Raw genomic sequence first — 22,736 nt, forward strand, 5'->3', positions numbered from 1 at the left:
TACTCGGTCTGATCCAGCATCCTGGTCGGCCCAGAGGCCGCCATCGGGGGCAAGCCCCCTCCCACATTTGGACCGGGATCGACTCAGGCTCTAATGGCCGCTTCGACCCGCGCAATGTAGGCATCGAACCGCGCCACCAGGTCCACCTGCTCCGGAAAGCGCAGCCACTGGATCTGCAGGCCATCCATCATGGCCAAAATTTCTTCCACCAGCCCGGCAATGTCCACATCACTGCGCACCTCCCCCGCCGCCACCAGGTCGGCAAACTGCCCCTGCAGTCGTCGCTGGATCCCCGCATAGCGCTCCTGAAACCAGCCCCACGCCGGTTGCGTATCAAGCAGACTTTCCGCATTCAAAATGGTAAATGCGCGCACCACACCAGGCGCGGTGGCATTCGAGCGGTTGATCGCGCGCAGGCTGCCAAGCAACCCGCTCAACGACTTCTCGGCGCGTACTTCATCGGCAATCCGTTGGTTGACTTCGTCGCGGCGTTGCAGCACGCCCATCAACAACGAGATCTTGCTGGGAAAGTGATGCAGCAGGCCCGCCACGGAAATACCGACAATCGCCGCCACCTGGGCCACGGAGGCGCCGCTGTAGCCCTCCAGGGAGAACACCTGCAAGGCCGCGTCCAGCAGCTCTTCGCGGCGTTTTTCACCCTTGGGTGCGCGGCGGGTTTTAGGGGCAGGTTCAGTCATGGGAACGTCCTTGTGGGCAGGCTTGCACCCTATCCAAATTGCCCCTGGGCCGCAAATAAAGCTCAGGCGCTTTCGCGTTCGATCAGGCGGCAGTCCAACAGGTTCAAGCGCTGTACCTCATCCACCACCGGCAGTACGCCAAGGCTTTCCAGTATCCGCGTGGCCGCCAGCACACCGATGTCCAACGCCGGCGGCTTGATGGTGCTCAGGCTCGGCAACAGCATTTCGGCAAACGGGTAATCGCCGAAACCGAGTACCGCGCAGTCCTGGGGGATTTTCAACCCGGCACGCTGCCCTGCCAGCAAGCCGCCGGCGGCCAGGTTGTCATTGGCGAAGAAGATCGCGTCGGGCGGTGTGGCATGGCTCATCAGGCTTTGCATCGCCTGCTTGCCCGCCTCAAAGGGCGCGCGGTCGGCGTCGGGAGCGAAGACCCAGGGCTGCACGCCCAGTTCGATCAGGGTCGCAGCAAACCCCTCGCCCCGCTCGCGCGCGCTCAGGTCCCCCGCGGCGCTGTTGTGCACGAAAGCAATGCGTCGGTAGCCCTTGGCGTGCAAGTAACGCGCGGCCGTCACGCCGACTTCATAGTGGGAAAACCCGATCTGCAACGGCTTGCGCTCGGGCACGTAGTCCCAGGTTTCGACCACGGGGATGTCGGCATCGGCGATCATCTTTTCGGTGCCCGCACTGTGAAAACGGCTGGTCAGCACCAGCGCAGCCGGCGACCAGCCGAGAAAGGCGCGCACCGCACTTTCTTCCTGCTCGGCGCTGAAATAACTGGACGCCAGCAACAGCTGGTAGCCATGCCGGCTGAGGGTATCGCTGAAACCCTGGAGGGTATTGGCGAAGATCGGCCCCGAGATGTTCGGGATCACCATCGCCACGATGCGGCCCCGTGCGGAGGCCAGGCCACCGGCCACCAGATTCGGCACATAGCCCAGTGCGGCGACCACCTCGGCAATACGTTCGCGGCGCTCGGGCGAGACTTGCTCCGGCTGATTGAAATACCGCGACACGGTGATCGCCGACACCCCGGCCTGGCGCGCGACGGTGCTCAGGGTGACGCGGCCGGCGCCACGGCGTTTGCGCGGTTTTGCTTCAGTCACGGAGGACATCCAGTAAAAAACCAAAAAGAATATAAAACTAATTTTTTAGTATTTGACGCTCTAAACGCGAGCCTTCAATAATGCCGATGTTAGCGCTAACAACGCGCATTGTCTGCTACTCGCTCGAGCGAATGCCCAAGACATCCACACAGGCGCTGGCGGTCGCAGAACCGCAGCGGACCAGGGCACTTTTCGAGCGGGCATCGCATGCACATTTTTCCACGGCACACCCATTTACTGCTTCTGGCTGGCCTGAGCGCCCTTCCCGTCGCCGGCGCTTTTGCCGGCGACGAACCGGAACTCACGCTCAAAGCCGTTACCGTCACCGCGACCCGCCGCGAAGCGTCGCTGCAGAAAGTCCCGGTGGCGGTCTCGGTGCTCGACGGCGAACAACTGGAACGCGACAACCGCAATGGCGTGGCGAGCATCGCGCAGCAAGTGCCGTCGCTGAATTTCCGCACCGGCGCTTCGAACAAGGACACCTCGTTGTTCGTACGCGGCGTGGGCACCATTTCCACCTCCCCCGGCGTCGAACCGACGGTGGCTACGGTGATCGACGGCGTGGTGTACGCCCGCCCTGGCCAGGCCACCCTCGACCTGCTGGACCTGGAGCGCATCGAAGTGTTGCGCGGCCCGCAAGGCACGTTGTTCGGCAAGAATGCCTCGGCCGGGGTACTGAATATCACCAGCAAGGCGCCGACTGAGCAGACCCATGGCTTTATCGATCAGTCGTTCTACAGCGGCAACGAAAGCCGCACCCGCTTCGGTATCGGCGGGAGCCTGGTGCCGGAGGTGCTCAAGGGTTCGATCAGTACCTTGTTCGGCAGCTACGACGGCAACGTCGACAACCGCCACAATGGCCAGGAGGTCAACGGTTACAACCACAAGGGCATTCGCGGCAAGCTGGAATTCACGCCCGATGACGACGTGAAGCTGACCCTGATCGCCGACTACATGCAGTCCCACGATGACGCACCCAATGGTGTGGTCAGCCAGTCCCTGAGCCCGGCGTTCGGCAACGCGTTGAGCCCGGTTCGCGCCTCCAGTGACAACCGCGACATCAACACCGATACCCGCAGCCATGTGCAAGACACCAACAAGGGCTTGTCGGCCCAACTGGACTGGAACCTGGGCGACTACACCCTGACGTCGATCACCGCCTGGCGCGGCTGGGACAACACCCAGTATCAGGACGGCGACCGCCTCGGCACGGTCAGCGCCGCCTTCCCCGGCACCGCCGACAAGGGCGACCTGGCGTTCGACCAATACTCCCAGGAACTGCGCCTGGCCTCCCCCAAGGGCGAGTTCCTCGAGTACGTCGGTGGCCTGTTCTACATGCATGGCAAGGACGAGGAAACCTACCGGCGCACCCTCACCACCACTACGCGCACCGACCGAGGCATCGCCGACTACAGCACCACCAGCGACAGCTACGCGGCGTTCGGCGAGACCACCCTCAACTTCACCTCGCGCTTTCGCGGTATCGCCGGGTTGCGCTATACCCATGACGACTTGAAGTACGACCACCGTCGCGTGTCCACCTCGGCCAGCACCGTAAGCGGCATTCAACCGGCCACCGCAAGTTCGGGCTCGGTGGACGAGGACGGGTGGTCCGGCCGCCTCGGTGTGCAGTACGACCTGAGCGACAGCGTCACCAGCTACCTGACTTACTCGCGTGGCTACAAAGGCCCGGCGTACAACGTGTTCTTCAACATGCAGCCGCGTGACACCGAGGCGTTAAAACCGGAAACCTCCAACACCTGGGAAGCCGGGATCAAGGCCAGCGCGTGGAACAACCGCCTGACCACCAACCTGGCGGTGTTCCACAGCGCCTACGACAATTACCAGGCCAACTTTTTCGACACCGTCGCCGGCCAGGTGGTGACGCGCCTGATCAACGCCGGCAGCGTCAGCACCGAAGGAGTCGAGCTCGATTACGCGCTGCAGGCCACCCAGCAACTCAAGCTCTCCGGCGCCCTGGCCTATACCCGTGCGCGCATCGACCAATTCGCCTGCCCGCCGGGCGCGGCGGCCACCTGCAACGTGAATGGCAAACCCCTGCCGTACAGCCCGGACTGGAAAAGCTACGTGCGCGCCGACTACAGCATCCCCCTGGATAACGGCCTGGATATCGAACTGGGCACCGACTACAGCTGGCAGAGCGAAGTGCAGTACGACATCAGCCAGAACCTTGATACCAAGCAAGGTGCGTATGGCATCTGGAACGCCAGCGTGGCCCTGGCCGACTACACCCACGGCTGGCGCGTGGCACTGCTGGCGAAGAACCTGGCCGACAAGTCCTACTCACCGCTGCTGGCCAGCGGCGGCAACTACATCTACCGCGCCGTGCCCCGTGACGATGAACGTTACGTCGGCGTGCAACTGCGCAAGGATTTCTAGCATGAGCCGTCAACTCAAACTCGGCGCGTTCCTGATGGCCACCGGGCACCATGTGGCCGCGTGGCGCCACCCGGATGTGCCGGCCAATGCCGGGCTGGATTTCGCCCACTACAAGCACCTGGCACAGGTAGCGGAAGCGGCGAAGTTCGACGCCCTGTTCGTGGCCGACAGCATTGCCGCCGCCACCGGTGAGGTCGCCAGCCGGATGGCGCGGTCGGATCATTTCGAACCGCTCACCCTGCTCTCGGCGCTCAGCGCCGTGACCGAGCATATCGGCCTGATCGCCACCGCCACCACCAGCTACAACGAGCCCTACCACGTGGCGCGCAAATTCGCCTCGCTGGATCACCTGTCCGGCGGCCGCGCAGGCTGGAACCTGGTGACCTCGGACAACGCCGCCGAAGCGCTGAACTTCGGCCGCGATGAGCATCTGGGCCATGCCGCACGTTACAGCCGCGCGCGCGAGTTTCATCAAGTGGTGACGGGGTTGTGGGACAGCTGGGACGACGACGCCTTCGTGCGCGACAAGGCCAGCGGGCGCTATTACGACCCGCTCAAATGCCATGTACTGGACCATGTGGGCGAGCATTTCCGGGTCAAAGGCCCGCTGAACGTGGCGCGCTCCCCCCAGGGCCAGCCGGTGATCGTGCAGGCCGGCTCTTCGGAAACCGGCCGTGAACTGGCGGCGCAGACCGCCGAGGTGGTGTTTACCGCACAGACCTCATTGGCCAATGCCCAGGCCTTTTACCGCGACCTCAAGGGGCGTATGGGCCGCTATGGGCGCGAGACGGACTCGCTGAAAATCATGCCGGGCGTGTTGGTGGTGGTCGGGCAGACCGAAGCCGAGGCCCGGGCGAAATTCGACACGTTTCAGGAACTGGTCGAGCCCCAGGTGGGCGTGGCGTTGCTGGGACGCATGCTGGGTAATTTCGACCTGTCCGGCTACCCGCTGGATGGACCGTTGCCGGCGCTGCCCTTGACCGACAGCGGGCAACGCAGCCGCCAGCAACTGTTGAGCGAGCTGGCCCATCGTGAACAACTGACACTGGCGCAACTGGGGCGGCGGATTGCCGGCGGACGCGGTCACTACAGCCTGATCGGCACGCCGGAGCAGATTGCCGATGAACTGCAGCACTGGTTCGAAAACGGCGCGGCGGATGGTTTCAATATCCTGGTGCCGCACCTGCCGGGCGGGCTGGAGGACGTGGCCCGCTGGGTGGTGCCGGAACTGCAACGGCGCGGCGTGTTTCGTCGCGAATACAGCGGCACCACACTGCGGGAAAACCTCGGTTTGGCGCGGCCCGCAAATCGTCTTGGCACCACTCGATCCCGGGCGCTATGAGATCAAATGTGGGAGGGGGGCTTGCCCCCGATGGAGGTGTGTCAGCCACATAATTCATACCTGACAAAAAGCCATCGGGGGCAACCCCCCTCCCACAGGTTGATGTGTGTTTACATCCCTCAGAAATCGGCGGTTGCCGACAACAGGCAGGCACTACACTGCGGGAAAACCTTGGTTTGGCACGGCCCGCAAATCGTCTTGGCACTACTCGATCCCGGGCGCTATGAGATCAAATGTGGGAGGGGGCTTGCCCCCGATGGCGGTGTGTCAGCCACATAATTTATAGCTGACAGAAAGCCATCGGGGGCAAGCCCCCTCCCACAGGTTGATGTGTGTTTACATGCCTCAGAAATCGACGGTGGCCGACAACAGGTAGGTACGCGGTGTCGACAGGGTCAATCCCGGCTCGCTGTCATCCGAGGCGCCGGCCGAACTCCAGTAGCGCTTGTCGGCGACGTTCTCCACATTGGCGCGCAGGGTGATGTGCTTGTCATCGACCTTGAACGCGTAACGCGCGCCCACGTCGATGCGGTTCCAGGCGTCGATCTGCTTGACGTTGGACTGGTCCAGGTACTGTGAGCTGGAGTAAATGCCGCGACTGGTCAGGGTCAGGCCTTCCAGCGTCGGCACGTCCCACTCGGCGCCCAGGTTGACGTTGTATTTGGGCGTGGCGGGCGCGCGATTGCCGTCGAACGTGCCGTTGGTGGTGTGGGTCAATTCGCTGTCGATGACCATCACCCCGCCGAGCAGGCGGAACCCCTTCAGCGGTTCGCCGAACACGCTCAATTCCATCCCATTGTTCTGGCGCTTGCCGTTGGGGCCGAACACCCGCGAGGTGGCGTTGGTCTCATACGCCGGTTGCCTGATACGGAACACCGCGGCGGTCACGGCAAAGGCACCGGCGTCGTACTTGGCGCCTGCTTCGATCTGGCGGCTGATGAAGGGCGGGAAGATTTCGTCCTCGTTGATCGAGGTGGACGGTGCGACCTTGCCCTGGCTCAGACCTTCCATATAGTTGGCGTACAACGACAGCTTGTCGGTGGCCTTGAACAGCACGCCACCCGAGGGCGAGATCTTTTCTTCATCGTAGGCGGTGGCGCCTTTGACGTTGTCGGTCCAGTCATCCACCTGCACCCGCTGCCAGCGCGCGCCAAGGGTCAACAGCAAACGGTCGTCGAAAAAGCCCAGGGTGTCGGACAAGGCCACGCCGCTGAAGGTGTTTTCGGTATAGACCTTGGAATCAAAGCGCGTCGGCCGCGAGGGCACCCGGGTCTGGACCGGGTTGTAGAGGTTGCTCGGCGCCGCCGCATACCGCGCGCCGCCGTTTTCAAAGTCCATGTAGAAGTAGCTGGCCGCCAGGTTGATTTCATGACTGACCGGCCCGGTGTGGAACCAGCTGCGCACGCCGGCAGTGGCGGTGCGCACGTTCTCATCGCGGGTAAAATCACGCGGCAGCACGCTGAAATCCCCAGCGTTATTGGTGACCGACACCGCGTGGCGCAGGAAGTCATGGTTGCTCTTACGCGCGCCTACCCCGCCGTATAGCATCACACTGTCGCTGAGGTCGAACTCGCCGTTGACCGTGCCAAAGGTGTCGTTGGTACTGGCCTTGCTCCAGGACTGCGCGTAGTTGCGTCGCACGTCATTGGCGCTCGGCACCCTGGCATTGGCGCCGACCTGCACACGCTCCTGGGGCGCGTCGGTGTCACGTTCGGTACGGCCGATATCGGTGGATAGGCGCAGGCGCTCGCCGCGAAAGTCCAGGCCGAGCACCGCCATTTCGCGGTCGACCGACTGATGGTCCCACTCTGTGTCCCCGGCCTGCTTCACCCCGTTGAAACGGATGCCGAATTTGTTGTCCTCGCCAAACCGACGCCCGATATCCACTGCGCCACCGGCCTGGCTGTCGGAAGCCCAACTGCCGGTGAACGAATTGATGTCCTTGTCGGTAGCCCGCTTGGGCACCACGTTGATCCCGCCGCCGACACTGCCGCGTGGGGAGATGCCATTGATCAACTGCGTCGGGCCCTTGAGGATATCGACGCGGTCGGCCATTTCCATGTCGATGGTGTAAGTCGGCAACACACCGTACAGGCCGTTGTAGGCCACATCGCTGTTGAACAGGCTGAACCCACGGATGGTGAACTGCTCATAACGCCCACCGGCCGGATTGGTGGCGCGCACCGAAGGGTCGCTGGCGATCAGATCGCCGAGGGTACGCGCCTGCTGGTTCTTCACCGCATCGGCGGTGTAGGTGGTCATGCTGAACGGCGTCTCCATGAAGTCCCGCGCGCCCAGCAGCCCTTGCGAACCACGACGCGCCACCTGACCACCGGCATAGGTGTCGCCGTCGGCCAGCCCCGTGGTGCCCACGATCGACGTCGGCGCCAATTGCAGGCTCGCGCCCTCCGGCACCGCCACCAGCACATACGCCTGCTCCCCCATCGGTTGCAATTGCAGGCCGGAGCCTTGCAGCAACCGCGCGAAGCCTTCCTCCACGGCGTAATCGCCGGAAAGGCCACTGCTGCTGCGGCCGCTGACCAACGCCGGATCGACCGACAGGTTGACCCCCGCCAGCCCGGCGAAACGCGTCAGCGCCGCGCTCAAACTGCCGGCGGGTACCTGGTAGCTGCGACGGGCGGCGGCGTCTTCGGCGTAACTGAACGGGATGAACAGCGGGCTGGTGCTGAGGCTGAGCATCAGGCTCAGTTTCAGTAAGGGACGCAAGGACAGGGCGGGGACTGCGGGCATGGGAAGGCTCTCGATTTTATTCACTGCCTGGAATGACAGGCGAGGTGAAAAAAAGGGACAGCCTGCAGTTGAATAATTATTCCTGGGCGCGATTGGATAGCCACCCAGGTATCGCCGTCGCCTCCATCGGCCTTGCGATCAAATATCCCTGAACCTCATGACAGCCCCACCCGCTGACAAGCTCATACGTTTGAAGGGTCTCAACACCCTCAGCCACCACGCGGTACCCCAACGAATGGGCAAGTTTGATAATTGTGCGTACCAGACGCTGACTCCTGGACTGCTGAACCAGGTTTTCAATCAGTGAACGATCCAACTTAACGACACTGGCGGGCAGCCGTTGCAGGTGGGACCAGTTACTGTAGCCCGTTCCGAAGTCATCAATGGCAATCTCGATACCCAACGCTCGCAGCTCTTTGAGATGGAGCAGCACGCTATCGAAGTCACCTATACGGGCGCTTTCAGTCAACTCCACTTCCAGTAACCGAGGATCGAAATCAGCCTGTCGAACCCTATGGACCAGCGCGCTTATGAATACTGAAGACTCAATATCCTGCACCGTGACATTGATCGACACTTTGAAATTCAAGCCCTCACGCTGCCACTGAGCCGCCTGGTCGATCGTGTTGCGCAAGACCCACAGACTGATCTGCCCCATCAACGCTGTTTTTTCAGCCAGCGGGATGAACTCGGAAGGTCCGATTGCCCCCAGAAGCGGGTGCTCCCAGCGCAGTAGCGCCTCAACCGACGTGCATGTTCCGCTGCCTATATCAATACGAGGCTGGTAGACCATTCGAAATTGTTCATCACTGGCTATAGCCGTTGCCAGCGAGCTCAGGATAATAAAAGTGCGCTGCTGCGCGGCGTCCAATTTATCTTCGTAGTAACCCCAGCCAACCATTCGATCCCGGGCATCATCGGCGGCGCTGATGGCCAGACGCAGACACTCATGCGGCGACTTGCCTGCCCCCTCAAGTTTCAACAAGCCCACGCCGACGGTCATCTGCAAAGGAATGTCGTGGCACAGTACTGGCGTGATGTAGTCATTGATAATGGCTTTGCTGACAGCTTCTGCAATGGGGTACGGCAAAATAAGGCCGAACCGTGTAGGGCTGATTTTGTAAAGCCGCGATTCGGATGGGACAATCCCTAACAGGCGCTCCTTGATAGCCAGCATCAATTCCAGGGAAAACTCATAGCCCAACGTCTTGACTATCTCGTTCAAAAAGTCGGGAGAGATCACATCAATCACGACGATACTGCAGACTTCTGCGCGATTCTGAGCATTGCCGATGTCGCTCTCAAGCCGAGCGCGGTTGTACAGGCCTGTGGCCGGGTCAACATAGTTTTCCGATCTGAGCGCAATGATTCGACTCATCACCAGTCCAGCCAGATGCCTGAGCATTGAGGCATCTTGCTCGCTCATCATTGGCCGGGTGACGGTGTCGATCACGCACAGAGCGCCAAGACCCAAACCGTCGTCAGTGGTCAGGGGCGCGCCCGCGTAATAGCGGATGCCTGGAAGCCCGGTGACCAGGGGATTGTCCTGGAAACGCAGATCGAGCGTCGCGTCCAGCACCTCGAGAAGCTCGTGCGAGTACAAGGTATAAGCACAGAAAGATTCGCTGCGGGGCGTTTCATTGATGCACACGCCGACCTTGGCGCGGAACCACTGTTTGTGTTCATCCACAATTGAAATGAGCACGATGGGTGCCCGGAAGTATTCAGCACAGAGCGCAACGATTTGATCAAACGTACCATCGCGCTGATCGTCGAGCAGACATAGCTCTCGAATACGCAGAAGACGACGTTGCTCAAGGGTTGACAGATCTTCAGCGTGTTCCATCAGACTCTCAACGAAGGTAATGAGATAGAGGACGATTGTTCGACGTCCAATGCATACGCAGTGCGACCGACGATTCCTGCGCGACCTAAGCCACTTGAGTCGCGAACCTGCCCACCGCCTCGACGACTCTCTTGGCGCCATCCTGAATTTCAACAATGACCTGGCCTGCCTGCGTGGCAAGTTCAAGGCCTTGCTCCGCCTGGGACTTACTGTTTGCCATCTCAGCGACGGTTTGTTCCACCAGCTTCTGGTTCTGCAACACAACCGATGCGATTTCTTCAGTCGCGGTACTGGTGCGGCCGGCCAGTTGTCGAACCTCATCGGCTACCACAGCGAAGCCTCGCCCCTGCTCACCTGCGCGAGCAGCTTCAATCGCCGCATTCAATGCCAGCAAGTTGGTTTGCTGCGCAATGCTGCTGATCGTCTGAATGATCGAGCTGATCAACAACGACTGCTTGCCGAGCGCCTCTACCCCGCCGGAGGCCGCCTGCATATCACCCGCGACTTTACGCATGGTGTGCATCGTATCGTTGACTACGACGGCTCCGCGCTGAGCAGTCACATCCGTCTGCTGGGAGATCTCAAATGCCGTTTGGGCTGCTTCACTGACGTCCTGTTCACGCGCAACCTGGTCGGTGATAACCGTCGCAAACTTGACGACTTTGCAGAGCGTTCCTTCGGTGTCATAAACCGGGTTATACGTCGCTTCCAGCCATACCGTCCTACCGCTGCTGTCAACACGCTCAAATCGCCCGGCGACAAACTCACCCTTATTCAAGGTAGACCAGAACTCCTTGTATTTCTGCGACGACGCTTCATCCGGCCTGCAGAAAATACGGTGGTGACTGCCCTTTGCCTGGTTCAGGTTGTAGCCCATCGCTTTCAAGAACTGCTCATTGGCCATGAGTACATGCCCGGAAAGATCGAACTCGATCACGGCCGTCGAACGAAGTAATGCATCGATGAAGGATGTATTTTCCGACGCTTGTTCCACACGCGAAGTGATGTTCGTGGCATGGCAGGTCACATGGCTCAACTTGCCATTTTCATCCTTTACCGGTTGCCAATGTGCGTGAAGCCACACCAGGGAACCGTCGGCGTGCAGGTATCGGTATTCATCAGAGATGGACTTACCCGCCGCTACCGCTGCTCGAAAGTTGTGGAAGCATGGGAGCTTGGATACGTACTGCGGAACAACATCAGCCATGGCGCGACCCAGGAGCCGATCCTGGTCGTAGCCCAAGGCGCCTGCGAAATGTTCGTTGCAGGCGATAATTTTGAATGCCGGGTCGATACTCATCGTCAGCATTTCGCGGTTCAGGCCATCGCGCAGTTGGCGCAGCTCCAACAGCTCTGCCGTCTGAGCGTGAAGCTGGTTCTTGAGTTTGGTATTGAACATGGAAAACCGCCTATAGGGTCATAACAAGTCTATCGGCACCGCCTGCATGATATTGAGGCCGTTCGACGCAGATAAATGATGGGAGGTTAAAGTACCGACCTGCGCCCCCGACGTGTCAACGACGCCGTCCTGCGCCAACCTGGCGCCCTAAGCGGCCGTGAAGAACGCCACTTTCGCCGTAAGGCGATCCGCCAACTGCGAGAGTTCCATGCTCGCGGTTGCAACCTGATGCGAGCCGGTGGCTGATTGCACGGTGGAGCCGTGAATACGGTTGATGTTTTGAGCGACATCATCGGCCACGCCACTCTGCTGTACGGAAGCGCTGGCAATCTGGGCATTCATATGACTGATGGCGCCAACCTGCTCACTGATCCTGGCCAGAGCACTCTGCGCGCTGCGGGTTTGTGTAACGGTTTGGCTTGCCAGCTCGCAACTGTTGCGCATGGTTTGCGAGGCGGCTTCCGTCCCCAATTGCAGCGTGCTGATCATCTCCCGAATTTCCTCGGTGGACTGCTGGGTACGGTTGGCCAGCGAGCGAACTTCATCAGCGACCACCGCAAATCCGCGCCCGTGTTCTCCTGCCCTCGCCGCTTCAATAGCAGCGTTCAGCGCCAGCAGGTTGGTTTGAGAAGCGATGGAGTTGATGACATCGATCACTGACCCGATATTTTCACTGTATTTGGATACCTGATTTACGGTACCCGTGGTTTGATCCAGCATTATTGCCAGTTGCTCAATGGCAACGGCAGTGCTGGCAACCAACCGATTACCGTTTTCCACTTCGATGTCGGCCAGGCGGGAAGCATCAGCCGCCTGCGCGGCATAGCCGGATACTTCGCTGACCGTCGCGGCCATTTGCGTGATGGCCGTAGCCACCTGCTCGGCTTCATGGGTTTGCAGGTTGATCTGGTCATTGTTGGTCGACGAGGTGGCCGACAATTGGATGGAGGAATGATTGACCTCCTGGGCTGCCCCGCGCACTTGTTGAATAGTCTGCGCCAAGTGCACAAGCGCGTCTTTGAGCACCCCCATCACGCTCTTGGGGTAATCAGTGGAAATCGTCTGGTTCAGATCACCCGCCGCCAGACGCTCAATGGCCAACGCCACCTCAGTGGGCTCGGCGCCCAATGTCGATTTAACGAAGCGAATAATCACCGCCGATAACGTGACGCTCAGCAGCAGGGCAATGCCGGTCGCGATCAACATCAGGGTACTGAACTGGCTGGCCGTTTCCTGCACCGCGCCGAGCTTGGCCTTGATGGATGCCTCTTCATAGTCAATCAGCGCATTCACGCGTTTTAACCACTCGCTGTAATCCAAAGACGTTTGACGCATCAGCAGCGCCTGGGCTGCGGGAATGTCCCCCGCTCGGCGCAGTGAAATGACCGCCTGGGTGGATGTGAGGGTTTGTTGTTCAATCTCTTTGATTGCGGTCAGCAGTCGAAGCTCTTCGCCCGTCACGCTTGCGCGTGTGAACAACTGATCCATCGGCGCCGCCGAGTCGGCGTAGGCTTGCTCCAGGGCTTTGATCTGCGACAAGTATGTGTCCAGATCATGGTCGCTGGTCACGAGCACCGCATCCCGGATAGCAATGGCGCGGTTATGCACGCTGCCACGGAAGTTGATGGCGTAGCGCTGCACCTTTGCCGCGTTTTCACCGACATCGCCCAACGTGGCATCGATGAAGCCAACACGCTGAATGCCGATGGCTGTGATCATCGTCAGAAGCGCCAGGATGGCTGCGAAACTCAGCCCTATGCGTGTGGCCAACGAAAGCGTTTTCTTCATGGCTTACTCTGAAATATGCCCGTCATGGGACTGGATTGATGCGGATGACGCGAGGGGCGCGGTGAGCCAATCACGCTGGGTGGGTTGAAGATACGTCGATGCCGGATAACCAATCCATTGAGTATTACGCACTGCATTGATAGCTCAGTGCTATCACGCGGGCATGGGTCAGGTTGGAAAAGAGCGAGCTTGCAGAAAACAAATGAATTTATTTTCGGTATGGCCCCTGGGATCAAAGGCGTCGGCCGCGAGGGCAGCGGGGTCTGGAGTCACTCCGGTTATACCCCCTTGAATGCAAAAGCTGTAACACAGTTAACCCATGCCTCCGCGACTTTGCTGTTACAACAATGCCAAAACCTCTTCACCAGTGACGCTCACGATGAATCAAACTCCCTCCTCCCATTCAACAAACGCAGGGTACTGGGTGGGCAAGCTGACGCCGCCGCAGGTGTTGCCGACATCTGTTGCGCGAGAAACGCTGTTGGCTTCCCTGAAGCAGAACGCGCCTGTCCCGCTGACGTTGCTGACGGCTCCGGCGGGCTATGGCAAAACCACCTTGCTGATGCAATGGCATGCAGCTGTGCGGCAACAAGCGCCCGATACGGTATCGGCCTGGCTGTCGCTGGATGAGGCTGATGTCGAACCCAACCGTTTTCTGGCCTACCTGATCCTGTCCCTGGACCAGGCTGGGGTTGAACTGGCGAACTTGCCCTCTCTGGCGGCCTCACAGGCGATGGACGTGCAGCCACGACGCACACTCAATGCCTTGTTGCAGGCACTTGCCCGGGAAAACCGGGTAGTCACCCTGTTTCTGGATGATTACCATCTCGCTGCCAGTGCCGAGGTCAGCGCCATTTTGAGCCATTTGCTGGAGCATGCGGCGCCTTGGCTGCACTGGGTGGTGGCCAGCCGCGCACAACCGGACTGGCCATTGTCACGTTGGAAAGCCAAGGGTTGGGTACACGAAGTCTGTGCACAGGCGTTGACCCTGTCCCTTGAAGAAACCCGTGGCATTCTCGGCGCTGATCTGGACGCCGCTGCCTTGTGCCAGGTACACAAGGCCACCGAAGGGTGGGCCGTGGCAGTGCAACTGGCCCGCTTATGGCGCACGAGTAACGACGGTTCGATTTATGGTCTGACCGCCTTCTCCGGCGGTGTGGCGGATGTCGCCAACTACCTCACCACGCACATATTCACTAGCCTGTCCGAAGACTGCCAGTCACTGCTGCTGCAGACGAGCCTGCTGCAACGCTTCAATGCCGACCTGGCAGATGCGGTGGGTGGTCGTCATGACAGTGCCGAACGGCTGCAACAACTTGCCCACCTGGACACCTTGCTGATTCCGCTGGATCCGGAGCGCCAATGGTTTCGCTACCACACCCTTTTGCGGGATTTCCTGCGACTGCGAGTCAACAGCCGGCAGCGCCAGTCTATTCATTGCGCTGCGGCACACTGGCTCGCGGGCCAGAAGGATTGGAGCCAGGCCGTTCACCATGCGCTCAAGGCTGACGACATCCCATTGGCGGTGAGCCTGGTGGTCAGCGCCGGGGGGTGGGAGCTGGTATTGCACCATGGCATCCGCTACGCCCAAGGTCTGCTGCAACAGTTCGATGCCGCCACATGCAACAGCCATCCCGATCTCCTGCTGCTCCAGGCCTATCTGCACGCCAAGCTGGGCGATCACGCGCTGTCGACGCAGTTGCTGCAACGCGCCAGCGGCAAGGTCGCCGCAGACGCGCGACTGGCCCGCGACTTTCACGTCATCCAGACCCTCGCAGCGGCCTATCACGACCACCTGGACACTCTTGACGCCGACACCCTGAGCGTCCATGCCGGCCCCTCCGCCCTCGACCAGACACTCGCGCAAGCCACCCTGGAGTGCGTGCTGGCCCTGGCCGCCCTGACACGCGGCGAACTGGAATCGAGCTTGCGCACCATCAGAGATGCACACGTCAAAATGCGCGTCATTGCCAGCCCACGCGGCGAAAACTATTGCCGTATTCACGAGGCGCAAGCCCTGGCACTCGCTGGACGTGTCGATGAAGCCAGTGTGCTGCTGGAGCAGGCCCTGACGTTTGCCACCCGGCAATTCGGCCAGGAAAGTTCATTGCGGGCGCTGGTGGGCTGTTTCAAGGCCAGGCATCTGTATTGGCAAAGTGAATGGGCGCAGACCCGGCCTTGGCTCGAGGACGGCTGGGCCGCGCTGGAGCATGCCGACGGTTGGCTGGATATTGTCGCCGTAACGGCTGAACTCACCTGGCGCACGCGGTTGCGTAGCCATGGCCTGCACGCGGCTCTATTGGAACTGAACCATGTCGACCAACTGGCTGATGCCCGCCAATGGCCACGTTTATCAAGGTTGGTGCAGGCCTGGCGTATCGATGCGTGGGTGCAGGGAGGGCAACTGCCTATCGCCCGCCAGGCGCTTTTACAGATGGACCTGGAGCGCATCGCCAACTGTGCCCAGGATTGGCGTGGTCAAGAAGCCGCCACGCTGGCATTGGCCCGTCTGCAGTTGCAGAGCGGCCTCTCGGCTGCCGCGCTGACCCGCCTGCAACGTGTCGCCGCGCAGATGGAGACAAAAGCGTTGCTCCTGCCGGCGTGGCGCTTGAGGTTGATGGCCTTGGCCGCCAGCGGCAAGGTGCGCACGCTTCATGCCGAGGACACCGAACAGACCCTGGCCCCGATCATCCAGCATGGCCTGCCAGGATTGCTCCTGGAAGTCGGGCCGAGCCTGCTGCCCGCGTTGTTGGACTATCCGGCGCCACCACCGATGCTCACCTCGGTGATCAAGCGATTGCGCGGCTGGCGGGCACATCCCATGCCCGCACACAGCGTGTTGAGTGCAAAGGAACGCCAGGTGCTGAGCCTGCTGTCTCAGGGTCAATCCAACAAAGCGATCGCGCTCGCATTGGATATCTCCGAAAACACCGTGAAATTTCACCTCAAGCACCTGTTCGCCAAACTGGGAGTGGACAACCGCACAGCCGCCATCAGCGCGGCACTGCGCGAAGGCTATCTCGACACCTCGCTCTGAGCCGCAAACCTACCCACCTGGGTAGGGGCAACGCGCGATTGCCCGCCCCTTACCCGCCCCGCCCGTAGCAACCCGCCCGAGGCCCTGCCTAGCATCGTGACCATCCGCAGAGGAGGGTCGCGACGGCAGCCATCTCCTGTGCCTGACAAGAACAACAAACCTCAGGAGATGCACTGTGCAATCAAACCGCAAGACTGTGCGCGTCGCGACCGATGTGGGGGGCACCTTCACCGATCTGGTGTACTTCGAGAACGATCCCGTCACCGGTCAACAGACGATCCGTACCGCCAAGGTCGATACCACCCCGCCGAACTTTGCCCAGGGCATTCTCAATGTGATCCGCAAGGCTCGGGTCACCCTGTCGCAGGTTGATTTTCTCGCCCATGGCACCACAGTGGTCATCAACGCCTTGACCGAACGCCGTGGGGTCAAAACCGCCCTGATTACCACACGAGGTTTTCGCGACATCCTGGAAATCGCACGCGCCAACCGGCCCGACTATTTCAACCTGAAGTGGGTCAAGCCCGCCCCGTTCGTGCCGCGCTACCTACGCCTGGAAGTTGCCGGACGCCTGTGCACCGATGGGCGCGAACGCGAGCCGTTGGCGCTGGATGAACTGCCGGCCATGATTGAGGGCTTGCGTGCCGATGGCGTTGAAGCGATCGCCATCTGCCTGCTGCATGCCTATGCCAACCCCAGCCACGAACAGGCGGTGTTGAACGAGGTAAAACGCTTGTGGCCCGAGGTCTCGGTGGTTGCCTCGCACCAGATCACCCGCGAGTGGCGCGAATACGAGCGCACCAGTACGACGGCCCTCTCGGCCTATGTGCAACCGATCGCCGCCCGCTACCTGGATGAGCTGGAGGCTGGCCTGCGCAGCGAGGGCTATCAGGCGCCGCTGTACATCATGCAGTCCAATTGCGGTGTCGACAGCGTGGCCCATGCCCGCGATATCCCTATCACCATGGTCGAGTCCGGGCCGGCCAGTGGCTTCTGGGCAGCGGCCGAATTGGGCCGGTTGATCGATGAGCCCAACCTGCTCGGGCTGGACATCGGCGGCACCACGGCCAAATGCGCGCTGATCCGCAACGGTCAGGTTGCGATCAAGACGGACTATTGGATCGAGCGCGACCGAATCAATGCCGGCTACCCGATCATGGTGCCGGTGGTGGACCTGGTGGAAATCGGCAATGGTGGAGGCTCCATCGCCTGGGTCGACGCATTCGACAAGCTGCATGTCGGCCCACAGTCCGCCGGCGCCGTGCCCGGCCCGGCCGCCTATGGCCAAGGTGGCACCGAGATCACCACCACCGACGCCAATCTGGCGCTGGGCCGCATCAATGCGCAGTACTTCTGCGGCGGCGAAGTGAGCGCCGACGTCAAGGCCGTCGCCCAGGGTTTCAACGCGCTGAGCGAGCGCCTGCAACTGCCTGCCGATGAGATCGCACGCGGCGTAATACGCCTGGCCAACAACAATATGGTCAACGCCTTGAAGCTGGTGTCATTGAGCCGTGGCCACGACCCACGCGAGCTGACCTTGATGGCCTTTGGCGGTGGAGGTGCACTGCATGCAGTGGCCCTGGCCCAGGAACTGGGGGTTAAAAAGGTCATCGTCCCCCGTGGGGCCTCGGTGTTCTCGGCATGGGGCATGACGCTTTCGGATCTGCGTCGTGACTTGTTCATCAATCGCTTTGTTGACACCACGCAGTCACAGGCCCTGGAGCACACCCAAGCGTTCCTGGAGGAACTGGTGGCCAGCGCCCGCGAGCAGTTCACGGCCGAGGCTGTGCCCCCGGAGCGGGTCGAACTTCAGGTGCATTGCAAGCTGCGTTACCAGAACCAGGAGCATTCGGTGGAAGTACCGCTGGGCCTTGATGAACGCCTGGACAGTGACTGGAAACACATCGCACAGCGCTTCCACACGCTTTATGAACAGCACTACACCTATCGCCTCGAGGCGCCGCTGGAGATTGTCGGTTTCCATCTGGTCGCTGTCGCCCAAATCGACAAGTTGATCCCCCAGGCCCTCCCCGTCACCGGGCGCACGATTGACGCCGCCCGCAAGGGCCAACGCCAAGTCGACTACGCCACGGACGGCATTCACGAAGCGGCCATTTATGACTACGCCCTGCTGGAGCCGTACATGTGCTTTGACGGCCCCGCCGTGATTGAAGACGCCGGCACCACCGTCGTGGTTCACCCGCACAACCACGTGCTCGTGGACCGCCTCGGCAACCTGCACATCACGCTCAACGGCTGACGGGGATATCACCATGCATACACTCGACATCTTCACCCGCGACATTATCCAGAACTCGCTGCAAGCCATTGCCGACGAGATGTTCGCCGCCATGCGCAAGGCGGCGATGAGCCCGGTGATCTACGAGGTGCTGGACATGGGCACCGGCATCACCGACACCCACGGTGACATCGCCAGTTCCGGGGCCGGGATCCCGGCCTTTGTCGGCGTGCTGGACAAGGCGGTCAAACAGATCCTGCTGCACCATACCGGCCCCGACGATATCCAGGACGGCGATGTCTTCATTTGCAACGACCCTCACAGCGGTGCTGTGACCCACCTCAATGATGTGGTGCTGGCCATGCCGGTGTTCGCCGACGGGCGGCGTGTGGCCTGGACCGCCAACATTGCCCATTGGAACGATGTCGGCGGCATGGTGCCTGGGTCGCTGTCGACCCAGGCCACCGATATCTTCCAGGAAGGTTTGCGCCTGTGCTCGGTCAAGCTGATCAGCCGCGGCCAACCGATTCGCTCCGTGTTGCAGATCCTTCGCGCCAACACGCGCATGCCGGACTTCATGGAGGGCGACCTGTGGGCGGGCGTGGCAGCGGTGCGCAGTGGAGCCTTGCGCCTGCGTGAGCTGACCGCCAAATACGGCACGGACCTGTTCCTGATGGCCATGCAGGACTTCATGGACTTGGGCGAAAAGGTTTCGCGCAAGGCCCTGATGGAGCTGCCCAATGCCAGCCTGTTTCTGGAGGAACCGCAGGACGACGGCAGCCTCTTCAAGGTCACCGTACACATTCATGACCACACCTTGACTATCGACTTGCGCGACAACCCCGACCAGTGCGCAGGGCCAACCAACCTGAGCCGGGACGGCGCCGTGGTGGCAGCGCAGATGGTCTTCAAGGCGCTGACGGCACCGCAGGGCATCACCAACGGCGGCACCTTCCGTCCGCTGACGGTGCTGACGCGTCCGGGTTCGCTGTTCGATGCCCAGTCACCGGCGGCTGAAGGCTTCTATTTCGAGAACCTGATCCGCGTGCATGACCTGATCCTGCGCTGTCTGGCCCAGCGGTTCCCCAATCGGCTGCCCGCCGGCAACTTCGCTTCGGTCTGCGCCACCATTATCGGCGGTCGGCATCCGGACACCGGCCGCGTTTTTACCCTGGTGGAGCCAGAGATTGGTGGTTGGGGCGCTGAGCCCGGACGCGATGGCAACAACGCCGTTTATTCCGGGCTGCACGGCGAAACCTACAACTGTCCGGTTGAGGTGTGCGAGGCCCGCTACGGCCTGTACGTGGAACGCATGGCGTTGAACGACGAACCGGGCGGGCATGGGCAGTTCCGGGGCGGTCGCGGCATTTGCATCGACTACCGCGTGCGGGCCGACGGCAGCTTCCTGACCTGCGGCTACACCCGCTCGGTCGTACCACCATGGGGCTTGCAAGAGGGTCTGGACGGCACGCCCAACTACGTCGAAGTCCTGCGCGGTGACCAGCCGCCGCAACGCTACGCCATGGCCAGCGCAGTGCCGCTCAATGCAGGCGACCTGGTACGCGTACGCACCGGTGCCGGCGGGGGCTACGGACCGCCGGCCGCACGCGACCCCGCCGCCGTGCGCAACGACCTGAAGAATGGCTACCTCGACGAACAAACGGCCTACGCCGTGTACGGCGTCATGCCCTGACCCCAACCCGCCGCCAAGCGGCGGCCTTCCCATGCGTTCACCTACACAATAAGAGGGAATCGTCATGTTGCAACATCCGTTGACGCGCTTCGGCGCTGTGGTTTCGCTGGCGCTGGTGCTGGGCAACAGCCCTTCGGCCCACGCCGAACAGTTCATTGGCTTTGGACAACCCGGGTTGCCCGGGCGCTGGGCCCTGGAAACCTTTCCCGTGTTCAACCGCGACGCCGAAGGCAATGTACGTGCTGGCGGCAACACGGTGCTGGCGTACTTTTCCGAAACCGGCTTTACCGACACCACCCGCGATCAATTGCAGTTCTGGGTGGGCGCCGTCCCGGGTTACGCCAGTACCCAAGGTGCGAAGAACACCAGCCCATGGGGAATTGCCTCCCCCAATCTCGGCCTCGCCTACTACTACAACGTGCTTGAACCCACCAGTGCCTACGGCGCTGCGGACTACACCACGTTCTGGGTCAACCCGACACTGATGGTCGAGTTTCCCAACGGCAACAACGAGGTCGCCGGCTACGGTGCCTTTGCCAACCGTTACGCGGTCAGTTTCAGCGTGGCCAACTATTGGCGGCAGGGCAAATTCGCCGCCACTTTCACCCCCGCCGGCGTGCATTACGCCGCACGCAATCGCAACTCCACCGACCTGGGGGACGGCGACCTGCGCCAGCTGCGTGGCGGCATCAGCTACTGGTTCGCCGACATTGCCGCAGGCTACCTGGTGCGCGATGACCTCTGGCTGGGCGTGCATCACGTCTACCACGTCAATAACCGCGCGGCCGCAAGCTTTGCATCGTCGCGTGTGGGAAAGATCGGCCCCTCCATGACCTACACCGGGTTTGCCCAACAAGAGCTCTTCCTGTCCGCCAATATGAATTTCGATTACTACCGCAGCGCCAATCTGCCGCGCTCCACTGAACTGACCATGGCGCTGGTGAAGTTCTTCTAGCCCTGGCACCCCTTTGATGTGAGGACATCGCGCATGGATACTGCAACAACCCCTCCCCTCCAGCCCCACGATGTAGCGGTTTCGGTACGCTGGCTCAATCCGATTGGCTGCCCCACCTTTGATGCACCGATTGCCGACTTATTGCACGGCATTAAACAACCGTCGACCCACGTTGAAGTGGTGTCCTTTGACATGGCGCCCAGTCCGACGCACCTGGAATACCGGACCTATGAGGCACTGACCTATGAACGCACCGTTCGCATTGCGCGTGATTGCGCCCAGCAGCACATCGACGCCTTGGTGATCGGCTGCTTCTACGATCCGGCGCTGGAGGACGCGCGAGAAATTTCCGGCAACTGCCTGGTTGTCGCGCCCTGCCAGTCGAGCCTGCAGGTGGCCGCACAACTGGCCAACCGCTACTCGATTATTGTCGGGCGTGACAAGTGGATGGAGCAGATGCGTGGGCGCGTTCGTGGCTATGGCGCGGGAGATCGACTTGCTTCGATGCGCGCACTCGCAATGGGCGTCGATGAATTCCAGAAAGACCCTGCCCTCACCCGGCGCCGCATTATTGAACAAGCCATTCGGGCCGTCGAAGAAGACGGCGCCGAAGCCATTATCCTGGGTTGCACCATTGAGTTCGGCTTCTTTGAGCAAGTGCAGCGTGAGGTGGGCGTGCCGGTCATCGATCCCGTCGTGGCCGCGTTCAAGATGGCCGAGGCGCTGGCCGGCATGAAGCAACGCTTCGGCTGGTCTCCAAGTCGCGTTGGCAGCTGCGAGCCACCGCCTGAAAGCGAGATCACAACCTTTGGCCTGTTCCAGGGCCCCGTGCCCATCGGCAATCGCGTGGACGCCTAGCGTCTCAACCTTGAGATGGCCGAGCGGCCATCTCCCTTAAAGGGACCTCACCCTCATGAGCGAATCCATTGCAATGCCCAAGCACGAAGCACGCTCCACCCGGCAAGTGGGCGACGTTTTCCGCGATGTGCCCCTGACCCGCGAGCACCTCAAGTGTTGCCTTGCGTTGTTCTTCGTCTTCGCCATCGAGGCGTGGGAGATGATGATCATTGTCTACACCGCGCCGCTGATCGCCCAGGACTTTGCGCTGGACGCTTTAGCCGTCGGCCACCTGATTGGCGCCATGTTCATCGGCATGCTGCTGGGCTCGTTGATCTGGGGCAAGCTGGCCGAACGCATCGGACGCAAGGGGGCGGTGATCTGGAGCCTGGCCAGTTACGGCGTGATCTCGCTGGCCAGCGCCTTCGCGCCGGACTACATCACCCTGTACGTACTGCGACTGCTCTCCGGCGTCGCGGCCGTGGGCATGATGGTGGTCACCTTCGCCCACTACCAGGAGTTGTTGCCTGTGCGCCAGCGAGGCGCCTTGACGGTATACCTGGCGTCGGGCTGGCCAATCGGCATGCTCCTGGCGCTGGGGGCTACCGTGTGGCTAATGCCCTATGGCTGGCGCACGGTCATTGCGGT

14 protein-coding genes and 1 pseudogene are annotated in these 22,736 nt (G+C 61.3%); 8 read left to right on the forward strand and 7 right to left on the reverse strand.

Annotation, left to right across the window (positions count from 1 at the left end; all coding sequences use genetic code 11):
- Window positions 1-83 precede the first annotated feature (83 nt).
- Both BFP90_RS09745 and BFP90_RS09750 read right to left on the reverse strand, forming a co-directional pair.
- On the reverse strand, window positions 84-698 hold the full coding sequence (locus BFP90_RS09745; protein WP_065887195.1) for a TetR/AcrR family transcriptional regulator: 615 nt from the start codon (window positions 696-698) through the stop codon (window positions 84-86).
- A gap of 62 nt (window positions 699-760) precedes the next feature.
- Entirely contained in the window at window positions 761-1,801 is a 1,041-nt protein-coding gene (locus BFP90_RS09750; RefSeq protein ID WP_065896542.1) for a LacI family DNA-binding transcriptional regulator, read from the reverse strand.
- Window positions 1,802-2,008: 207 nt separating this feature from the next.
- Here BFP90_RS09750 and BFP90_RS09755 point away from each other — a divergent pair, with 207 nt between their 5' ends.
- Entirely contained in the window at window positions 2,009-4,201 is a 2,193-nt protein-coding gene (locus BFP90_RS09755) for a TonB-dependent receptor (RefSeq protein ID WP_065896543.1), read from the forward strand.
- A 1-nt stretch (window position 4,202) separates the two neighbouring features.
- Window positions 4,203-5,543 carry an LLM class flavin-dependent oxidoreductase gene (locus BFP90_RS09760; protein WP_065896544.1) on the forward strand — a complete coding sequence of 447 codons (1,341 nt, stop codon included), beginning with the start codon at window positions 4,203-4,205 and terminating at the stop codon, window positions 5,541-5,543.
- A gap of 345 nt (window positions 5,544-5,888) precedes the next feature.
- On the opposite strand, the gene BFP90_RS09765 is transcribed toward BFP90_RS09760, so the two are convergent.
- The 5 genes and pseudogenes from BFP90_RS09765 to BFP90_RS09780 all read right to left on the reverse strand — a co-directional run bounded on the left by BFP90_RS09765 (window position 5,889) and on the right by BFP90_RS09780 (window position 13,327).
- A complete protein-coding gene (locus tag BFP90_RS09765; protein ID WP_065896545.1) occupies window positions 5,889-8,294 on the reverse strand; it encodes a TonB-dependent receptor in 2,406 nt (801 codons plus the stop codon).
- Between the two features lie 76 nt (window positions 8,295-8,370).
- Window positions 8,371-10,140: a putative bifunctional diguanylate cyclase/phosphodiesterase gene (locus BFP90_RS09770; protein WP_065896546.1), complete on the reverse strand. Its 1,770-nt coding sequence runs from the start codon at window positions 10,138-10,140 to the stop codon at window positions 8,371-8,373.
- An 85-nt stretch (window positions 10,141-10,225) separates the two neighbouring features.
- Window positions 10,226-10,663 (reverse strand): methyl-accepting chemotaxis protein, encoded by a 438-nt coding sequence (locus tag BFP90_RS29550; protein ID WP_244653295.1) that lies wholly within the window; start codon window positions 10,661-10,663, stop codon window positions 10,226-10,228.
- Between the two features lie 102 nt (window positions 10,664-10,765).
- Window positions 10,766-11,539 (reverse strand): annotated as a pseudogene (locus BFP90_RS29555) (PAS domain-containing protein); the annotation flags it as partial.
- 147 nt (window positions 11,540-11,686) lie between these two features.
- On the reverse strand, window positions 11,687-13,327 hold the full coding sequence (locus BFP90_RS09780) for a methyl-accepting chemotaxis protein (protein ID WP_065896547.1): 1,641 nt from the start codon (window positions 13,325-13,327) through the stop codon (window positions 11,687-11,689).
- 481 nt (window positions 13,328-13,808) lie between these two features.
- Here BFP90_RS09780 and BFP90_RS09785 point away from each other — a divergent pair, with 481 nt between their 5' ends.
- The 6 genes from BFP90_RS09785 to BFP90_RS09810 form a co-directional block, all read left to right on the forward strand.
- Window positions 13,809-16,364 carry a LuxR C-terminal-related transcriptional regulator gene (locus BFP90_RS09785; protein ID WP_256097465.1) on the forward strand — a complete coding sequence of 852 codons (2,556 nt, stop codon included), beginning with the start codon at window positions 13,809-13,811 and terminating at the stop codon, window positions 16,362-16,364.
- A 175-nt stretch (window positions 16,365-16,539) separates the two neighbouring features.
- Complete coding sequence (locus BFP90_RS09790; RefSeq protein WP_065892496.1) at window positions 16,540-18,624, forward strand: hydantoinase/oxoprolinase family protein; 2,085 nt, start codon at window positions 16,540-16,542, stop codon at window positions 18,622-18,624.
- 13 nt (window positions 18,625-18,637) lie between these two features.
- Window positions 18,638-20,296, forward strand: a complete 1,659-nt coding sequence (locus tag BFP90_RS09795) for a hydantoinase B/oxoprolinase family protein (RefSeq protein ID WP_065892495.1) — start codon at window positions 18,638-18,640, stop codon at window positions 20,294-20,296.
- A 64-nt stretch (window positions 20,297-20,360) separates the two neighbouring features.
- Window positions 20,361-21,251, forward strand: a complete 891-nt coding sequence (locus tag BFP90_RS09800; protein ID WP_065892494.1) for a hypothetical protein — start codon at window positions 20,361-20,363, stop codon at window positions 21,249-21,251.
- A gap of 33 nt (window positions 21,252-21,284) precedes the next feature.
- On the forward strand, window positions 21,285-22,109 hold the full coding sequence (locus BFP90_RS09805) for an aspartate/glutamate racemase family protein (RefSeq protein WP_065892493.1): 825 nt from the start codon (window positions 21,285-21,287) through the stop codon (window positions 22,107-22,109).
- A gap of 55 nt (window positions 22,110-22,164) precedes the next feature.
- The coding region (locus BFP90_RS09810) for an MFS transporter (protein ID WP_256097466.1) at window positions 22,165-22,736 on the forward strand (572 nt) is incomplete at its 3' end.

The sequence above is a fragment of the Pseudomonas sp. 24 E 13 genome, from assembly GCF_900004715.1.
Lineage (GTDB): Bacteria > Pseudomonadota > Gammaproteobacteria > Pseudomonadales > Pseudomonadaceae > Aquipseudomonas > Aquipseudomonas orientalis_A.

Bases quoted from the DNA above. Each gene is read 5' to 3' on its own strand.
- BFP90_RS09745 (WP_065887195.1), bottom strand. From the start codon at position 698: ATGACTGAACCTGCCCCTAAAACCCGCCGCGCACCCAAGGGTGAAAAA.
- BFP90_RS09755 (WP_065896543.1), top strand. From the start codon at position 2,009: ATGCACATTTTTCCACGGCACACCCATTTACTGCTTCTGGCTGGCCTG.
- BFP90_RS09760 (WP_065896544.1), top strand. From the start codon at position 4,203: ATGAGCCGTCAACTCAAACTCGGCGCGTTCCTGATGGCCACCGGGCAC.
- BFP90_RS09765 (WP_065896545.1), bottom strand. From the start codon at position 8,294: ATGCCCGCAGTCCCCGCCCTGTCCTTGCGTCCCTTACTGAAACTGAGC.
- BFP90_RS09770 (WP_065896546.1), bottom strand. From the start codon at position 10,140: ATGGAACACGCTGAAGATCTGTCAACCCTTGAGCAACGTCGTCTTCTG.
- BFP90_RS29550 (WP_244653295.1), bottom strand. From the start codon at position 10,663: ATGCACACCATGCGTAAAGTCGCGGGTGATATGCAGGCGGCCTCCGGC.
- BFP90_RS09780 (WP_065896547.1), bottom strand. From the start codon at position 13,327: ATGAAGAAAACGCTTTCGTTGGCCACACGCATAGGGCTGAGTTTCGCA.
- BFP90_RS09795 (WP_065892495.1), top strand. From the start codon at position 18,638: ATGCATACACTCGACATCTTCACCCGCGACATTATCCAGAACTCGCTG.
- BFP90_RS09800 (WP_065892494.1), top strand. From the start codon at position 20,361: ATGTTGCAACATCCGTTGACGCGCTTCGGCGCTGTGGTTTCGCTGGCG.
- BFP90_RS09805 (WP_065892493.1), top strand. From the start codon at position 21,285: ATGGATACTGCAACAACCCCTCCCCTCCAGCCCCACGATGTAGCGGTT.